The 17,485-nt window shown below is 67.3% G+C and carries 10 protein-coding genes and 1 pseudogene; 3 read left to right on the top strand and 8 right to left on the bottom strand.

Features of this window, described 5'->3' with window-relative positions; all coding sequences use genetic code 11:
- Positions 1-50 precede the first annotated feature (50 nt).
- The gene (locus DKG75_RS20480) at positions 51-2,753 is read left to right on the top strand and encodes a winged helix-turn-helix domain-containing protein (RefSeq protein ID WP_109923051.1); all 2,703 of its coding nucleotides are present in this window, start codon (positions 51-53) and stop codon (positions 2,751-2,753) included.
- A gap of 91 nt (positions 2,754-2,844) precedes the next feature.
- On the opposite strand, the gene DKG75_RS20475 is transcribed toward DKG75_RS20480, so the two are convergent.
- The 6 genes and pseudogenes from DKG75_RS20475 to DKG75_RS20450 form a co-directional block, all read right to left on the bottom strand.
- Positions 2,845-5,061: a DUF1302 domain-containing protein gene (locus DKG75_RS20475; RefSeq protein ID WP_166646566.1), complete on the bottom strand. Its 2,217-nt coding sequence runs from the start codon at positions 5,059-5,061 to the stop codon at positions 2,845-2,847.
- A gap of 86 nt (positions 5,062-5,147) precedes the next feature.
- Positions 5,148-6,482, bottom strand: coding sequence for a DUF1329 domain-containing protein (locus DKG75_RS20470; RefSeq protein WP_208112187.1), 1,335 nt, complete (start codon positions 6,480-6,482; stop codon positions 5,148-5,150).
- A gap of 294 nt (positions 6,483-6,776) precedes the next feature.
- Positions 6,777-6,956 (bottom strand): rubredoxin, encoded by a 180-nt coding sequence (locus DKG75_RS20465; protein ID WP_109923048.1) that lies wholly within the window; start codon positions 6,954-6,956, stop codon positions 6,777-6,779.
- An 8-nt stretch (positions 6,957-6,964) separates the two neighbouring features.
- The gene (locus DKG75_RS20460) at positions 6,965-8,251 is read right to left on the bottom strand and encodes a cytochrome P450 (RefSeq protein ID WP_109923047.1); all 1,287 of its coding nucleotides are present in this window, start codon (positions 8,249-8,251) and stop codon (positions 6,965-6,967) included.
- A 152-nt stretch (positions 8,252-8,403) separates the two neighbouring features.
- Positions 8,404-11,067: a winged helix-turn-helix domain-containing protein gene (locus DKG75_RS20455; RefSeq protein WP_109923046.1), complete on the bottom strand. Its 2,664-nt coding sequence runs from the start codon at positions 11,065-11,067 to the stop codon at positions 8,404-8,406.
- 617 nt (positions 11,068-11,684) lie between these two features.
- A pseudogene (locus tag DKG75_RS20450) lies at positions 11,685-12,773 on the bottom strand (ISL3 family transposase); the annotation flags it as partial.
- A 624-nt stretch (positions 12,774-13,397) separates the two neighbouring features.
- On the opposite strand from DKG75_RS20450, the gene DKG75_RS20445 reads away from it, so the two are divergent.
- The gene (locus DKG75_RS20445) at positions 13,398-13,991 is read left to right on the top strand and encodes a TetR/AcrR family transcriptional regulator (protein ID WP_109923045.1); all 594 of its coding nucleotides are present in this window, start codon (positions 13,398-13,400) and stop codon (positions 13,989-13,991) included.
- Between the two features lie 215 nt (positions 13,992-14,206).
- The gene (locus DKG75_RS23885) at positions 14,207-14,410 is read left to right on the top strand and encodes a hypothetical protein (protein WP_425086498.1); all 204 of its coding nucleotides are present in this window, start codon (positions 14,207-14,209) and stop codon (positions 14,408-14,410) included.
- Positions 14,411-14,842: 432 nt separating this feature from the next.
- Here DKG75_RS23885 and arsK read toward each other — a convergent pair whose 3' ends face one another.
- A complete protein-coding gene (gene arsK, locus DKG75_RS20430; protein ID WP_109923043.1) occupies positions 14,843-16,111 on the bottom strand; it encodes an arsenite efflux MFS transporter ArsK in 1,269 nt (422 codons plus the stop codon).
- Positions 16,108-17,472, bottom strand: coding sequence for an NAD(P)-binding domain-containing protein (locus DKG75_RS20425; protein ID WP_109923077.1), 1,365 nt, complete (start codon positions 17,470-17,472; stop codon positions 16,108-16,110). Before DKG75_RS20425 ends, arsK begins: the two co-directional genes overlap by 4 nt.
- Between the last annotated feature and the right edge of the window lie 13 nt (positions 17,473-17,485).

The following is a 17,485-nucleotide window of genomic DNA, read 5'->3' as shown; positions in this document are numbered from 1 at the left end:
ACGGCAGCGGCGGGATGGGCCTTCAGCGCGCATCGCCTTATCATCGGTCCATGACGCCGGTCGCCACTTCATTGATCCGCACCAAGACCGCGCCGCCGCGCCTCGCCGGCGTCGCGGTCGGGCGCGAGCGTCTGCTCGATAGCCTGCACGGCCGCCGCGACCGTGCGCTCACCCTCATTCTCGGGCCGGCGGGCAGCGGCAAGACCACGCTGGCGGCGCTCTGGCGCCGGCGGCTGGTCGCGGGCGGCACCACGGTCGCCTGGTACAATGTGGGCGCGGACGACGACGAGGGGCAATGGGCCGCCTATTGGTTCGCGGCCCTGGAGGAAAGCGGCATCGACACCGGCCCGGCCCTGGCGCAGGCCCTGCAATCCGAAGGCTTCGAGACTGCGGACCGCTTCGTCGCCCAGGTCGCCAATGCCGTCTTCGCCCATGTCCGTCCGGTGGTCATGGTGCTCGAGGACCTGCATGTCCTGAAGGCGCGCCGTCCCTTCGTCCTGCTGCAACAATTGTTGCAGGTCCTGCCGGCCAATTTCCACCTGGTGCTGACCGCGCGTGCCGTGCCGCCCCTCGATCTTGCCGGGCTGCGGCTGAAGGACCAGGTGACCGAGGTGAATTTCGACGCCTTGCGCCTCTCGCTTGAGGAACAGGCCGTCTTCCTCGACAGCCTGGGGGTGGCGCGGCTGAGCCCCGGACAGGCGCGGCGCCTCCATGCCCTGACCGAGGGCTGGATCGCCGGCACCCATCTCGCCGCCCTCGCCCTGAAGCGCGAGGGGGTGGCCGATACGGTCCTCGGCCGCCTCGATGGCCTGTCGGCACCGGCGGCGGACGACAGCCTGACCAGCTATGTCGAGGAGGCGATCGGTGCCGCGCTCGAGCCCGCGCAGTTGGGCTTCCTCGTCCGCATCGTCGCCTGCCGGCGGTTCACGGCCGGCCTGGCGGCGGCCCTCTGCGACGAGGCCGGGGCGGGCGCCCTGATCGAAACCCTGGCGGAGCGGCATTATTTCGTCACCCCGATCGAAGGCGACGATCCCCTGCCCTGGTATCGTTTCCACCGCATCTTCGCCGCCTTCCTGCGCCGCCGCCTGCTGGCCCTGCCGGCCGCCGACCTCGCCGACATCAACCGCCGTGCCAGCCTGTGGTTCGAGCGCCACGGCCTGATCCCCGAAGCCCTGCGCCATGCCCGTTATGCCGGCGATCCCTCGCGCATGGCGGCGCTGATCGGTGCCGCGGCCCGGCCGCTGCTCTATGCCGGGCAGTTCCAGCCCCTGCTGCGCTGGACCGCCGGCCTGCCCGATGCCGCCAAGGCCGAGCGTATCGACGTCCTGCTTTCGATCGGCTGGTCCGAGGTCGGCTTGCGCCGGCGGGGCGAACTGCCGGCGACGCTGGCCGCGATCGCCGCCCATCCGGCCGCCGTCCGCCCGGCGGTGGATTTCGAACTGCGGCTGATGCGCGCCCTCGATGCCGTGACCCGCGACGATACGGCGGCGGCGATGACGCTGATCGGCCCCGTGCTCGGCGAAAGGCCGGAGACCGACGGCTTCAACCTGCTGATGCTCGGTGCCGTCGGCGGCATGGCGCTGGTCGCGGCCGGGCAGTATGAACGGGCGCGGGATCTCGCCGGCGATTGCCAGGGCGTGCTGCGCCGCCGCCACGGCGCCCGCCCCCGGCCCTGGCTCGATGGAATCGGCGGGCACAGCTTCCTGGTCCAGGGCGATTTCATCCAGGCGCGCGACGCCCTCTCCCGCGCGCTGCACGCGCTCGAAGGGGAGGCGCAACTGGCGGAATATTCGGCCGGCCATCTCGCCGCCTATCTCGCCGAAGCCCATTACCAGCTCGACGACCTTGATGCGGCCGAGACCTGTCTCGACATTCATGCGGAAACGGGCGATGCCGCCGGCGGGCCGGATGCCGCCCTTCACGCCCTGCGTACCACGGCGCGCCTGCATGGCCTGCGCAACGACCGCGAGCGCGCCCTGGCCACGCTCGACACCATGGAACACCTGGCCCAGGACGAGGGCTGGGATCGCCTCGCCGCCTGGAGCCTGGCCGAACGGGTGCGCCTGCTCGGCCGGCGCGCGGCGACGGTCACCGCCATGCGCGAGGCGCTGCGCCGCCTGCGCCGGCTGGCGCTCCGCCATGCGGGCAGTGCCGGGACGCTGGCCGAGATCGGCCTGGCCGCGGCCATCGCCGAGGTCGATGCCGCCGCCGCCGATCTCGACTGGCCGCGCGTGATCGAGCTTGCCGTGCCGCTCGCCGGCGACCTGCGCGGCCGCGGCCGCCGCTTCCTGGCCGCGCGCCAGACGGTCATGGCCGCCGCCGGCCACCTGGCCCTGGGGCGGGAGGCGGAAGCGGCCCGCCTCGGCCGCGGCGTCCTGCTGACGGCCGAGCATGGCGGCATGTACCGCCTGTTCCTCGACGGCGGGGCGGCGGCGCTGGCGCTGGCACGCCACTTGCGGGACCTCCCGGATCTCAGGCCCGAGGCGTGCCGGCTGCTGGAGGTTTCTCCCGTGCCCGGCACGGCGGCCGGCCTTCCCGCCACGGCGGGTTCATCCCCCGCCGTCCTGTCGCCGCGGGAGGGCGAGATCGTGCAACTGCTCGACCGCGCCCTGTCGCTGAAGACGGTGGCGCGGGTGCTGAACGTCTCGCCGGGGACCTTGAAGTGGCACCTGAAGAATATCTACGCCAAGCTCGACGCCGTCTCGCGCGAGGATGCGGTGGCCAAGGCCAGGGCCCTGAAGCCGCCGACCTGAAAAAAGCCCCGGGGCGCCAAGGAGAAGGTGGCGCCCCGGGGTCGAGTTGGCGTGGCGGCTACGGAGGAGGCAGCCGCCGACGCAAGCCGGTTCAGAAGGAATAGGAGACGTTGACCCCGACGAAATCCCGGTCGAGGTAGGGATTGCGCGACGCCCCGTTCGAGCCGCCGCTGCCGCCGCCCCAGCTTTTGAAATAGTTGATGTTCATCGACCAATGGTCGAGATAGTCGAACTTCAGGCCGAAATTCATCGCGGTGACGCTCTTCACGAAACCGGGGTTGGGGGCGGGGGTCGTCCCGAACAGGCCGTGCGAGAAGCCGATCGACGGGGTCATGGTCACGCCGTCCAGGAAGTTCGGGTAATCCCAGAAGATGAAGCCCTGCACGCCGCCCGACCACTTGGTCGGCAGCTTGTGCGAGGCGCCGAAGGGCGGGCCCAGGCTGGTCGCCTCCATCGGGCCGGCAAGCGTGGCCGGGCCGATGTTGAGCGGCCGGGTGTAGAAGCCCGAGAAATTATTCTGGCCATAGGCCGCATATTGGGTGCCCTCGTCGAGATCGACATAAAGGGCGCCGAATTCGACCAGGGCGAAGAGTTGGTTGGCCCCGAGCAGGCTGGTCACCATATTCGTGCCGCCCATGATCTTGGTGAAGCGCACCGCCGCCTGCCAGACATTGTGGCGTTCGTCGAGGGTGAGCTGGCGGTTCGGGACATAGGTGTCCTGGCCCTGGCGGAAGCTCGGCTCCAATTGCGGCGCGATCCCCGGATTGGGCACGCAGACCGGGCCGACGCAGATGGGGGTCGAGGCGGCGGTGCCCTGGCTGATCGGCACGCCGCCGTTCATGTTGAAATAGCTGGCGAGGAAGGCCGGTTCGGAAATCCAGACCGGCGCATCGTGTTTCCAACTGATCTCGGCGTTGATGGCAAGGCCCAGGGGGTCATAGGTGGTGTTGAAGGCGAAGCCGATCAATTGGACGCCGGTCGGGTAATAGATATCGACCGGGCTGTTTTCCAGGTTCTCGAGCACGGCGGATCGCGGCGCCGTGCCGAAGGGCGGCCGGATCAGCGCATTGGTGACCGGGTTGGTGAGCGCGCCCAGGATGTCGGTCACCGGGCCGCCGGTGAGCGCCGCCAGGGCCGAGGTCAGCGCCCCCAGTTGCTCCACCCCGAGTTGCGACAGCAGCCCCTGCACTAGGGGGGCTGCGGCCGTGCCCAGGTTCACCTCGCCGGTGCCATTGGCGAATTGCGACGGCGCATGGGCCATCAGCGACGGCAGGCGCGAGGTGTAATTGATGTAATAGAGCTGGAACTCGGTATTGTTCAGCTCGGGCGAGAAATAGCGCAGCGACACGCCCCAGTCGTTCACGTCCGGGTCGTCCTTCAGGTGCAGCGGCGGGCTGACCGACAGGACCGTGCGGTTGGGATCGTCGTAATCGCCGGGGTTCAGGCCGCTGCCTGTGGTATAGGCGCGGGGGTCGTAGGGGTCGGTGAACGGCTGGCCGTATTTCACGCCGTCGCACAGATTGTCGGTGAAGGAGAAGAAGCTGCCGCAGGCGTCGAGCTTGAACGGCTCGAAATCGAACTGGTAGAAGGCTTCCACCGACAGGCCCCGGGCGATCTCGTAATTGGCGGAGATCATGGGGACGGGGACCAGGGCGTCCTTCAGTTCGGCGCCCGGCACGCGGATCTTGCCGACGTCGATCGGGTTGACCACGGCGATGCCGTTGATCGTGAACAGTGCCTCACCCCAGTTCAGGATCTGGTTGCCCAGGGTGACGGTCAGCGGCCGATCGGCAACGGTGTAATTCCCACGGATATAATAGTCGAGCAGCTTGGCGCCCCAGGCCGCCTTCTTCCGCGCCGCCGGCGTGTAGCGGCCGCTGGTGAAGGGGCGGTTGCCGGGCTCGAAATCGGCGAGATCATTGTTCGACGCGATCGAATCGAAGAAGGCCGCGCCGCGCACATAGAGCAGGTATTCCTGCCATTTCAGCTTCAATTCGGCGCGGGCGTTCGAAACCTGGCTGATCAGGTCGTATTTGTCGAAATTGAAGTTGCCGTCGTCATTGCCCGCGGCCGGCAGGTGGCCGCCGTAATAATAGCCGTAATTGCGCGGGTCGCGATCGGCCATGCGCATCTGCGCGCCGGTGGACATCGACACGGTGATCGCGCCGACGACATCCTCGCTCAGCTCGAAATCATAGGCAAAGGCCCCGGTGGCCGCCCCCATGATGCAGAGCGCGGCCGTCGCCAGCCCGTGGCCGCGGGCCAGCCGCCGGCGCCTGCCGGCGCCCGACGGGCCGGCCTTGGTCATGCCTTCCATCTTATCCCTCCGATTGCAGGGCGGGCCGTCGCGGCGGACGGCGCGCCTTCCTCCCCAGTCATCGCCCGTGTTGCGGGTCAGTTGGTGCCGAGCCGGCGGATGGCGTCCGGCGTGAACTTGGACGGATCGATGTCCTGGACATTCCAGTTCAGCATCTTTTCCTCGTTCTTCAGGCCGAAGACGACATAGCGCCCCGACTGGAGGTCGTAGGTGGCTTCAAGCGCCGAGGAGCAGAGCGGAATGTCGTAATAGTTGATGATCGGGTCGTCCTGGACCCGCCACAACTGGCCGCGCACGTCGTAGAGGTCGGCACCGGCGATGTTCCAGCTGTCTTCGTCGATGTAGAAGGTGCGCCGGCCGTAGACGTGGCGGGCCCCGTCCTTCAGCTTGGCCTCGACCACCCAGGTGCGGTGCAGTTCGTAACGGCCGAGGTCCCCGTTCAGGTGGTTGGGGCTCAGCAGTTCCTTGTAGGGGTGCTGCTTCGAGACATATTCATAGGCGTTGTAGCCGATATATTTCTCCTCGCTCGGCTTCAGGGTGAAGTCGTAGCGGTCGGTCGCGCCGTTGTAGACGTCGAACTGGTCGGTGGTCGCCAGGCCGTCGGTGTTGAACAGCGGGTTGTCGTAGGCGAGTTCCGGCGCCCGCAGCACGCGCCGCGTGCCCGGATTGTATTGCCACGCCTGCCGTGGCAATTCCTTGGCGTTGATGGTGTCGAGGGCCAGGATGATCGAGCCCGCGAGCCGGGTGGGCGCCGTCGTGATGTTCAGGTAGGAGATGGCGATATTGTTCAACTGCCTGATGTCGGCGACATCGCCGATCGAGGCGAGGCCCGGCCCCGAATAGTGGATGATGCCCTCGTCCTGGCTCTTGAACATCAGGAAGCTGCCGTCGCGGTTGACCGCGGCGGAGCCGAAGAAGCGCCGGAACTTGAAGCCGCGATAGCGCAGCCGGTGATTCCAGATCGCCTCGACGCCGCTGTTCGGAATCGGGAACGGCACGCCGAGCAGGGCATCGTTCAGGCCGTTCTGGTCCTCGGTCATCGTTGCCGTCGCCGCATTGCGCCGGCTCGCCTCGTAGACCCGTTCGGGCAGCGAGCACGAACGCCGGGTCTGGTAGACCTTCATCTTGTGGGCCGGGTAGAGTTTCAGCGTCGCCAGCTGCCCGGCGGTGAGCCTTGCCTTGTATTGCTCGGCATTCGCCGCATTGATGACGAAGAGCGGGGCATCGCCGGCAAAGGGATTGGGGTAATGCATGCCCGGCGTATAGCCGGCGGGCGGCGTGGTGATGCCGCCCTCATAGGCCGGAATGGAACCATCCGCATTCCCGGCCTTGAGCGCGCCGACCGCCGTCAGGTCCCGGCCCAGGCGGTCGGCCTCGCTCTGGGGCACTTTCGCCAGGGCCTGTCCCGTCATGGCAAAAGCCACCAAGAGGCTTGCCGCGGCCATCGAAGATTTCGCCATATCCTCCCCCTCGAACTGTTCTTGTCTTGTCGAGACGCAGGTTTTCATCCTCCGCGCCTTCGGGCACGCTAAGGGAGGCGGCCGTTCGCCCGACTGGCCATTCGGGCAGTTTTTTTCCACGGATACTCCCTCATTGGATGCAATCGGCAGCGGCGACATTGTAACCGGCTCCGATCGGCAGGACCCGGCGGCGCCTGCATGGGCGAGGGCCGGCCGGGAAGGCCGGCCCTCGCTGTGTTCCGGTGCTCAGAGATCGTAGGGAAGGAAGTCGCTTTTCGCGCTGCCGCAGGCCGGGCAGATCCAGTCGTCCGGCAGGTCGACGAAACGCATGCCCGGGGGGATTCCGAAATCGGGCAGGCCGGCGGCTTCGTCATAAAGTTCGCCGCAGGTCTGGCATTGCCAGACCTTGAAGGGGGCTTCGGGCATGACCGCGCTCAGGCCGCCATCTCGAAGGTGATCGGCACGTGTTTCGGCCCGCACACCAGTTCGGATTCCGTCATCCGCCCTTCGCCCGCCATTTCGAGGTGCTTCAGCCGCGGGATGACTTCTTCCCAGAAGCACCGCATCTCCAGCCGGGCCAGATGCTGGCCGAGGCAGATGTGGCCGCCGTAGCCGAAGCCGATGTGGCGGTTGGGCGAACGCTCGGGCTTGAAGGTGAAGGGATCGGGGAAGGCTTCCTCGTCGCGGTTGCCAGAGATGTAGGAGAGATAGAGCAGATCGCCCTTCTTGATCTGCCGGCCGCGCAGGACGTAATCCTCCTTGGCGGACCGCACGAAATGCTGGATCGGCGTCGCCCAGCGGATGGATTCCTCGACGAAGCCGGCAATCAGCTTCGGGTTGTCCTTCAGGCGCTGCAACAGGCCCGGTTCCTCGGCCAGCTTCCACATCGAGGTGGCGGTGGTCGCCGACGTGGTGTCGTGCCCGGCGGTCGCGGCGATGGCGAAATAGGAGATCGCGGCGCGGTTCTCCATCGGGCAGCCGTTGATCGAGCCGTTGGCGATCAGCGAGGCGACATCGTCGCGCGGGCAAGCCCTGCGGTCGGCGATCACCTTGTCGTAATAGTCCTTGAACTCGGCATAGACGATGTCCCAGGTCTTGATGATCTCGCCGGGGTCGGTGGGGTCGGAGCCGGGCCGTTTCAATTCGGGATCGGCATAGTTGAACAGCCACTGCGTCAGCCGCAGCATATTCTCGTGATCCTTCTCGGGGATGCCGACGATGGTCAGGACCACCTCGAGCGGATAATAGAAGGCGAGATCCCAGGCGAAATCGCAATGCGGCGCCATGCCGGCCAGGCGGTCCGCGTAACGCTTGGCGATCGCGCGCACCTTGGGTTCCAGTTTCATGATCGCCTGGGGCATGAACTCGGCCGCGGTCACCCGGCGGTAGTCGGTGTGTTCCGGCTCGTCCATATGCACCAGGGTGCGGTAGATGTGGGGCAGGCCGCCGGTATAGTCGCGCATCAATTGTTCGGCATATTGCGACGCCAGGGTCTTCGAGCGATCGGAACTGAGGAAAATCTCGTCCTGGCGGGTGATCTCACGGATGTCGTCATAACGCGTAACGATCCAGTGCGGATCGTAGCCGGGCACTTCGGCGATCGAGAGCGGATAGTCGCGGCGGAGGGTCCTGAAGATCTCGTGCACGCGATCGCGGTCCCCGAATGTCGAGGGCGCGAATATCGGCGCCACCAGGTCGAGCGGAATTCTGAGATTATCCATGGCGTTTCTCCCGCTGGTTCTGCTTTGGACGTTTGCTGTCCGTCGCCTTGAACCCTAGCGGGCCGGGAAGCCGCTTCACTGGCCGAAAGGACAGTTCTTGACGGAATGTCCCATACCGGCCGGCGTGGGATATGATCCGTTACGAGGGCGGCCTATTCAAGCAAGCCGAGGGCACGCGCCCTGGCGACCGCCGCCGTGCGGGAACGCGCGCCGAGCTTGTCGAAGATATTGCTCAGGTGCCATTTGACGGCCGAGAGCGAGACGAACAGCCGCTCCATGATCTGGACGTTGGTCAGGCCCTGGGAAACCATGACCAGGACGCGGTATTCCTTCCGGCTGAGTTGGACGGCGGCGGCGAGATCGTCCGCCAGCGCCTCGTCGTCGTCCGCCGCCTCGACCAGGGCCGGGGCGGTGCCCGTCAGATGTTCGACCAATGCCGCCGCCGCCGGCGCCAGGCCGCCCTGGGCGGGGCGCCAATGAAGGGCGAGGGCGGCGGCGAGCGGCCTTAGCACCGCCTTCTGCTCGATGATCGCCTGCCGCAGGCCGAGCGCACCCGCCTGTTCGATCGCCTCCATCAGGGTGCGGAGGGCAAAGGTCGTCTCGCCGTCGGCCTGGTGGGCGGCGGCCTTGACGCAGGCCGCCTGGACCCAGAGACGCAGCCGCCCGCCGGTGCGCGCGGCCGCCAGCACGGGCAGGATATCGGCGATCGCCCGCCGGGGATGGCCCGAGACGAGATGGCGCTTGGCGTTCAGCAGCCGATGCCATTCGGCCGTCTCGGGCGTGTCCGGCTCGGCCAGCGCCCCCACCCCGTCGATGGCGTCGCCAGCCTGCAGGCCGCGCCGCACCTCGGGGTCGAGGTCGAGGATGAGTTCGGCGCGCAGCAGGTGCACCCGGTGCAGCGCCGCCGTCCCGAAGCGGCGGATCGACAGCAGTTCGACGCCGCGCAGCAGGTCGAGCGCCGCGGCGGCGCCATGGTCCAGGACCGCCAGCCGCGCCGCCACGCGCCAGCCGCAGAGGGCGACGTCGATGCTGCCGTGCTGGGCGATGGTGTGCAGGCTGCGCCGGATCAGCAGGCGTGCCTGATCGATGTGGCCGCATTCGTAATAGGCAGCGGCCAGTACCAGTTCGGCGGTGCTGCGCATGAGGTCGGTCGGCGGATGCCCGGCCAGCATGGCCTCGATCTCCCGGGCGGCGGCCAGGGGGCGGCCCTGCACCAGCATCAGATGGGCCGAGAGCGTGGCGATCCAGGCCAGGCCATAGGCGGTAGGCGCGCGGGCGAGTTCCTGCCGGGCGAGATCCCAGCACTTCAGCGCGCTCGCCATGTCGAGCTGGGTACGGTGGCAGAGCGCCATGCCGATGAGGACCGCCGCCCGGTCGAAGGCCGTCCCGTCGGGATCGCTGTCCAGCCATTGCGGGCCGAGCGCCAGCGCATCCGCATGGTGATGGGCGAAGAAGGCGATCATGAACCGGAGCAAGCCAAGCTGGTGGCCGCCGGGATCGTAGCGCCGGAGGGCCTCGTCGTGCTCGTCGATCAGGATGCCGGCCCGGTCGTAATCGCCCGAAAACAGGGTGGCCCAGATCCGCCAGAAGATGATGCCCGGCCGCTCGCCTTCGAGGCCGGCCAGGCGATCGGCACAATTCAGGAACCGCGCCGTCTCGCCCCGTCGGGTCAGGAGGTCGGGGGCCCGGCGCTCCAGCCATTCGGCCGCAAGCGCGGGATCGCCGGCGCGGAAGGCATAGTCGATCGCCTCGATCCACTCGCCCTTGCCGTGGTGCCACAGCGCCGCCCGGCGCAGGCAGCGCAGGATCAGCGCCGGGTCCTCGCGCATCGCCTGGCCGGCCAGGAAGTCGCGGAACATCGCGTGCAGCCGGACCTGGGTGCCGCGGCGGTCGAGCGGCATGACGAAGAGGTTGCGTTCCTGCATCTCCTGGAACAGGCGATGCGCCTCGGGATCGCCGGTCACCACTTCCGACAGTTCGGCCGAGATGCAGTCGAGGGCGGCGACATGCAGCAGGTAGCGGCGCAAGGAGGGAGGCAGGGTGCGGAACACTTCCTCGTTCAGGAACTGGCCGACATCCTGGTCGGCACCCGAGAATTCCTCGGCCAGGCGGCGCAGGCTGGTGCCGGCAAGGACCAGAAGGCGCACCAGTTGCAGCCCGGCGACCCAGCCTTCGGTGCGCTGGATGATCCGCTCGATGACATCGGCATCGGCCCGGCAGTCGTTGCCAATGAGATGGCGGGCCTCCTCGCCCGAAAAGGCGAGGTCGGCGGCATCGAACTCGCGCACCAGCCCGTGCAGCCGCAGGCTGCCCAGGGTCAGGCGCGGTGTCCGGCGCGCCCCGATCACCACATGCAGCAGGCCGCGGCTTTCCCGGATCAGCATGTCCAGGGCACTTGCCGTCTCCTCGCTGTCGCAAAGATGGAGGTTGTCGATGAAGACCACCAGGCGCCGCCCGCGGGCGACGATGGTATCGGCCAAGCCCTTGGGGTCGCTCGACGACAGCAGGGTTTCGATGGTGCTGCGGTTGTCGCTGTCGATGCCCCGGTCATCGGCGATCGCCTGCTCGAACATGAAGAGGAAGCGGCCGGCCTCGGCATCGAAATGGTCGCAGGCATACCAGGCCGCTTCGCCGCCCTGGGCGCACCAGGCCTCCATCGCCTGCACCAGCAGGGCCGACTTGCCGCTCCCCGTCGGCGCCACGATCAGGGAGACCGTGTTGCCCGCGATACTGGCGCAAACCGCCTCGATCAAGCGCTGGCGCCGGATCAACGGCAGCTTGAATGCCGGCGGGCTGAATTTGTCGCGGCTCGCCATCCGCCGTCTCCCCGTTTCGCCGCGGGCTTGCCGCGCCGCCGGCTTTTCTTGTTTCTCTTGGCAGCGAAAGCCGCAATGCCGACCCCATGAAGGCCATCTCGACAAGGTTATATATTTGGTCGGGCCGCAGGGGCCAGCCCTGGCCGAAAGTACAGTTTCCGTCCGGCCTGTTCGGGCGGCGGCGGGCTATGGCCATTCTAGGCTGGCCTGCCGCCTGTCCGTTTTTTTACCGCTCCGTATTTTTGCATTGCCGAAATCGCCGGGCCATCATCGACCGGATTTGATGATCGCACCTATGAAATACCTTGAAAATTTTCCGATCTTGCGCTGCCGGGTCATAAAAATGGTCTATCAATTCTTGCATATTTCCCATTGGAAGGGCGTTTTTCCTCTCTGCTCCCTGTCCTCGTCCGACAAGACACCTCGATAACCCGAGGCATCCGGGGAGAAGTTCCGACATCGACCGGCGCTATCCACCTCTGCGAAGATCGATGTAGCCCGGGTCTTCGAGATCCGGAAATACGCCGTGACCAACATCAGGGTGTCAATCGGCTCGGTAACGGGACCCCGTATGGGTGTGCAATTTGGGCTCTGACGCAGTTTTGATGATCCCGCTGTCAGGTGGCACCGATGACCCGAGCCTGAAGCAAATCCAGGCCGCCCCTACCGTACATCTGGCGCTTCACGAGTTTGAGGTTGGTGATCTGCCCCTCGGTCTTGCCGTTCGACCAGGGCGACGTGATCGCGGCACTGATCCTTGATCACGCCATTGGCGAAGGACGCCACTAGGCTCGATCGGGCTTCCGCCAGCCAAGAAGCGAGGTCTCCCAGCGACCGTTTGCGGATCATCGCCTGGAAAGCGGCGACGATGTTCCGGGCCTGCACCAGAAGTGGCGCCCCGGCCTTGATCGCTGCGACGGTCACGGTTTCCGATCTGGTGAGGCCGTCTCTGTCTATGGTGAGCAGCCGGGCAATCGTCCGTGCCGATGGGGCCCGGCTTAGCGAACTCGCATCGGCCCTTTCCGCCTGCCGCCGGCGTGCTGCCCACTCGGCGACGACACGCAGGCTGCCGCGGAAGCCCTGTTTCTTTAGCCGCCGCCACAACTCGGCGTGTTGCGCTGTCCGGCCGCCCATTGGGCATCGGGCCAAGGCAAATGGATCTCCAACGAGCTCTCTCGGGTACGAAAGACATCGGAACGCTGGCCGCGCACGATCTCCTTGATCGCCACCCCTTCCTTCGCCAAGCCGAGGATGGCACCATTGGTGTCCTCCTGGCGCAGATATCCCTCATACAGCCGCTGTTCCGCCGCGGTGAGCAATTCAGGATTGATCGTAGCCGCGCCGATCGCCGTCCGGACTTGGCGCATGGATTTGCGCACGGCGTCAAGGAAGGCGCGGCTTGCATCTCCATCAGATGCCACCGATCGGCGACTTGTGTCGCCTCGGGCAGCGCCTTGGCCGCCGCGAGGGCGTAGCTGCCGCCTCGATCTCGGGCGACAATAGAGATCTGGGGCTGACCCAAGAGCCAGCCTTGGGCGGTGGCGGGCTCACGGTCCGGCAGCAGGGCAATCGTCCGGCGCCGCTCAAGATCACAAATGAGGGTGCCGTAGCGCTGATTGTGCCGCCACGCCCAGTCATCGATTGCCGATCACTGTCGGTGGGACGAAGCGCGGGCTTCCCAGTCTTCGCACAACGCGCAGCAAGGTGCCCGTGCAGGTGCCGCCGCTGACGGCGGGGCCGGCATAGCGGACCTGGGCCCTGTCGGTGACGATCAGGGTGGGGGTCGCCGGAAGGCCCCTCAGCATGGCAGCGAAGGCGGAGGGATTCTCGACCGCCGGATCGTCGAGACGAAGAATGCGAAGCGGCGGAATCATTCCCTGGATCTCGCCCAACGCGTCCTCGACCGTGGTGATGGCCGGGCGGGGGCAGGGGCAGTCGCTGTCCACGATCGGGATGACACGAGGACCGTCACCAGGACGGGCCTCGGCCCAGCGCAGCACGGCGGCGGGGAAATCCCCGGCGAAGGCGGTGGTGCCCGTCTCGCCGGGGTGAAATACCAAGTTTCGAGCGACGCCTGCCAGCCACCCAACACTACGCGGTCGATCACCAGAAATGCCACCAGTCGCTGAAGGTGGATGGCCACAGGGCATAGGCGAACAATAGGGTCGCCAGCACGACCTGGATGGCGATGATGAGGTTGATCCGTGGCAGGATCTGGCCGGGGCTGGCGAAAAGATAGTGCCCGAGCGACAGCCAACTCCCCGAAACGAAGCCATGGACCAGCGAATAGCTGTGGTCGGCCTTGCAGATTAGATGTAGTCGAGGGCGCGATGGGCCAGCAGGACCAGCGGCACCAGCAGAAGGGCGACCGCCGTGGGCTGAATGCGACCAGTATCCGGGAAGTCGTCCGGCGTACCGGCACGCCGTGGGGATCGGTCGGGCATCATTTCCCACGCGGCACGCTGCAACTGTTGGAGGATGCCCTGATCTTCGCTGGGCGGGAAGTCGGCCAGCTGCTGGCTGTGCTGGTCGAGGCCCATGGGGTGAAAGCCGGCCTTTCGGCTTTCATCGCCGGCTGGCGGCAAATCCTGGAGGAGAGTGCCTTCGAGGCCGGCTGCCCGGTGCTGGCGGTGTCCGTCGAGGCCTTCGTCGGCGAGGCCGGCTTTCCCGATGCCGAAGTACAGGCCCACCTGCTGGACATGACCCAGGTCATTTTCGATCAATGGCGCGGGACGCTGACCCGGGGTCTGGAGAAGGAGGGGATGGCACCGGCACGAGCCCGCCGCCTCGCCATGTTGATCGTCGCTTCGGTCGAGGGCACGGTGGCACTATGCCGTGCATCACGCAGCACCCGAGCCCTCGACGATGTCGGGGAGGAATTGGAGGCCTTGCTGGCAATCGCGGCCGCCGGGGCGGCTGATTGATGCATAGGGGGGCACAAGCCCTTTTGGTAGCGGTCCAACTCGTCGGGGTCATAGCCCCGATCCATCAGGACTATGTCGTTGAGGTCGAAGTCGAACCCGAGCACCCGCTCCAGCGGCCGGCGGAACAGGCGAGCCATCAGGGTTCGGTTGTGCGAGGCCCGCTTGGCCAGGGCAAACCAGCCTTGGCGGCGATGACGCACAACGCATAGGATTTCATGGCCGGTCTCCGCCTTGTTTCACAATCCGACAGGGAACGCCTTTCAGGTGCGGGATGCGCGGATCGGCTGTACGAAGACGGGATCGTCGATCTGCAAGGCGAGGAAGTCGACGGCCCGCTCGCCGGTGCACTTCCAGGCGGCGCCGATCTCCGGTCGGTCGGTCTGATCGAGATGAATGCGGAAGGCCGGCCATGCCGGTGATCAGATGGTTGAAGAAGCGCTGCTTCGTGCTCTCGAAGGCCGAGCGTGCGGCGGACTTCGCCTGGGCGTTCAGCGTGCCGCTCTCGCCGGTGATGTTCGCCGCTCGCATCGCGGCGTCGAGGTTGCGGTGGATGCAGCATACTCGGGAGAGCGGGAAGGGACGGACTGCGGCTCTCTCCATCCCCCGCCGGTCCATCCCGGCCCGGCCCACCTCTCCCTTTCGTGCCGCCTCGATGCCCGGCACTACCTGTCGAAGGCGGTGGGCGACAACAGGCATCGGGCGATTGGTACGCTACTGATCGTTAGCTTTTTGGCGTCGCCCCGTTCCTGATCGTCCGCCGCGCAACCGGGGCCATCGGCGGCAGGCCCGGGCTACTGGACGGTCAGGAGATTGGGCCGTGCTTATGGAGAGCGAGCGGGGGCGCTGCGCCATCATTGGGCATGCCGTGGCCATCGGGCGATCCACGCGAGGGCGAGGACGCTGCCGATACCAAGACCGATGGTCACGCCCAGTGCCCAGCCTGCGTCGAGCTTTTCCATGAGCACAGCGAAAGCGAAAGGTGCAGCCGAAGCGACAATCAATTTGACGGACATCATGACGCCCTGGCGAGAGCCGTAGCCGGCACTGCCGAACAGCGTGAGCGGCAGGGTGCCCGTGACGATGCTGTAGAGGCCGTTGCCCATGCCGAAGACCACCGAGAAGACGACCGCCCCGGCAAGCGAGGGCGCGGTAAAGAGCAGAAGGGCGATCGCCACCGGCAGCAGAACGGCCGAGATCATCGCGAGCCAGATCTGGGACAGGCCCCGGCCGAACATCATGTTGATGAAGCGGCTGAGCACCTGCGCCGGCCCGAACAGGGTTCCGACCAGCACGCTCGTCCCGCCAAGGCCGAGCGCCGCGAGAAGCGGCACCATATGGACGAGGATCGCGGCGGAGACGAAGCCCTGGAAGGCAAAGGCCGCCACCATCATCACGAAGGCCTTCCTCCGCAAGACGGCCGGAAGGTTGCCGTCGACCGCCTCGGGGCGTGCGCCGGTTCGGGCATCGGCCCCGCCGGCTGCGGTCGTCCGCGTCGGTCCGGCCAGCCAGGCGTGGATCGGCAGGCACACCACGAGGTGGAGCGCGGCGAAGACCAGATAGACCTCGCGCCAGGACAGGACGGAATGCAGCGCGGCGGTAATGGGCCAGAAGATCGTCGAGGCGAAGCCGCCGATCAGCGTCAGGTAGACGATGCTGCGCTGGGCCGTGCGCGGCTGGCGCTGGACGAGCAGGGGAAAGGCCGCACTGTATTGCACCAGGGTCGAGGCAATTTCCGCGACGATGAGGGCAAGGGTGAGCGTGATGCCGCCGGTCGAGAGGGCACCGGCGACCAGGGCCGTGGCCGCCAGCACGGACCCGGCCGTCATGACTCTGCCGGCGCCGTAGCGATCGATCGCCCGCCCTGCCTGGGGCGAGGCGAGCCCGCCAACCAGAAGGGCCACGGACAGGGCGCCGAAGAGCCATTCGGTGGGCCAACCGACATCCCGCGCCATAGATGGCGCGAGGATGCTGAAACCGTAGTAGAGCGTCCCGTAACCGATGACCTGACTGACCCCGAGCACGCCGATGGCGAGCCAGCCGCTCTTGTCGATGCGGCTGGCTCGCGCCTCCGTTCCCGATCCTGAAGGATCAGCCGCCCGTCCTGCGACCGTGTCGCTCATGCGGCGGTTCCGCAGCAGGGTTTCTTCGGCGTCAGTGCCGTGGGGGCGGCGACCGGGACGGCGATGGGGGCCGGGCAGCAGGAGGTTTCGGGAACCTCCGGGCCGGCGCTGCAAACGCCGGTTTCCGGCAGAACCAGATGGACCTCCCTGGCCGCTTCGGCGTCGCCGGCGACCTCGGCGACGATGGAGCGAACCTGTTCGTAGCCTGTCGCCATCAGGAAGGTCGGCGCCCGGCCGTAGGATTTGGCGCCGGCAATGTAGAAGCCGGCCTCCGGCTGGCGGAGTTCGGCGGCACCGTGCGGGGGAACCGTCCCGCAGGAATGAAGGTTCGGGTCGATCAGGGGCGCCAGGGCCGGCGGGGCCTCGACCATGGGATCGAGTTCCACCCGCAGCTCGCGCAGCAGGTCGAGGTTCGGCCGGGAACCCGTGGCGACGACGATCCTGCCGACCGTCAGCCGGACCTCGTCTTCACCCTGGCGGCCGACGACCAGCAGCCCGGCCCCCGCCGGCTCGATCCTGTCGGCGGCGAAGGGGACGAGCAGGTTCAGCCGGCCCTGCGCGATCGCCTCGTCGGCGGCAAGGCCAAGGGCGCCGCGCGCCGGCAGTTGATCGTTGAGGCCGCCGCCCCGGAGCCGCCGGATGCTGTCCCGGCGCAGTGCCCAGGAGACCTGGGTCGCAGGATCGGCGGCCCGGAGGCGCAGAAGATCGAGCACCACATTGATCGCGGAATGGCCGCTGCCGACCACCAGCACATGGCGGCCGGCGAAGGCTTCGCGCTCCCGCACCAGCACGTCCGGCAAGCCGTAGGTGATCAGGTCCCGGGCCTGCCGCTCGCCCGGAACCGGCAGGCCGTCGATTCCCATCGGGTTGGGCTGGCCGTAGGTGCCGCTCGTATCGATCACCGCCCGCGCGAGCGCCTGCCGTTCAGCACCGTCGGTATCGGTCCAGCGCAAGACGAAGGGGGCCGCGTCCCGGCCGCCGGACGTCATCTTGTCGAGGCCGGCACGGGAGACGCTGATAACCCGGGCATCGAGCTTGATATGAGGGGCGAGGTCCGGCAGTGCCGCCAGGGGCGCCAGGTAGCGCTGGACGATCTCCGCGCCGGTCGGCACTGAGTCCTCCGGCGGCATGGTCCATCCCGCGGCTTCCAGCAGACGGCGGGCTGCCGCGTCGACATTGTAGCGCCAGGGCGAAAAGACCCGGACATGACCCCAGGCGGTGACGGCATCGGCAACAGCGGGGCCGGCCTCGAAGACCAGGGGGACGAGGCCGCGCTCGACGAGATGAGCCGCCGCCGCGAGACCCACGGGCCCGGCACCGATCACCGCCACCGGCAGGTGGGTAAAGCTATTCGTTGTCATGTTCGAACTTTCC

The sequence above is a fragment of the Zavarzinia compransoris genome, from assembly GCF_003173055.1.
Classification (GTDB): Bacteria; Pseudomonadota; Alphaproteobacteria; order Zavarziniales; family Zavarziniaceae; genus Zavarzinia; species Zavarzinia compransoris.
This window is presented reverse-complemented; position numbering and strand designations above follow the sequence as displayed.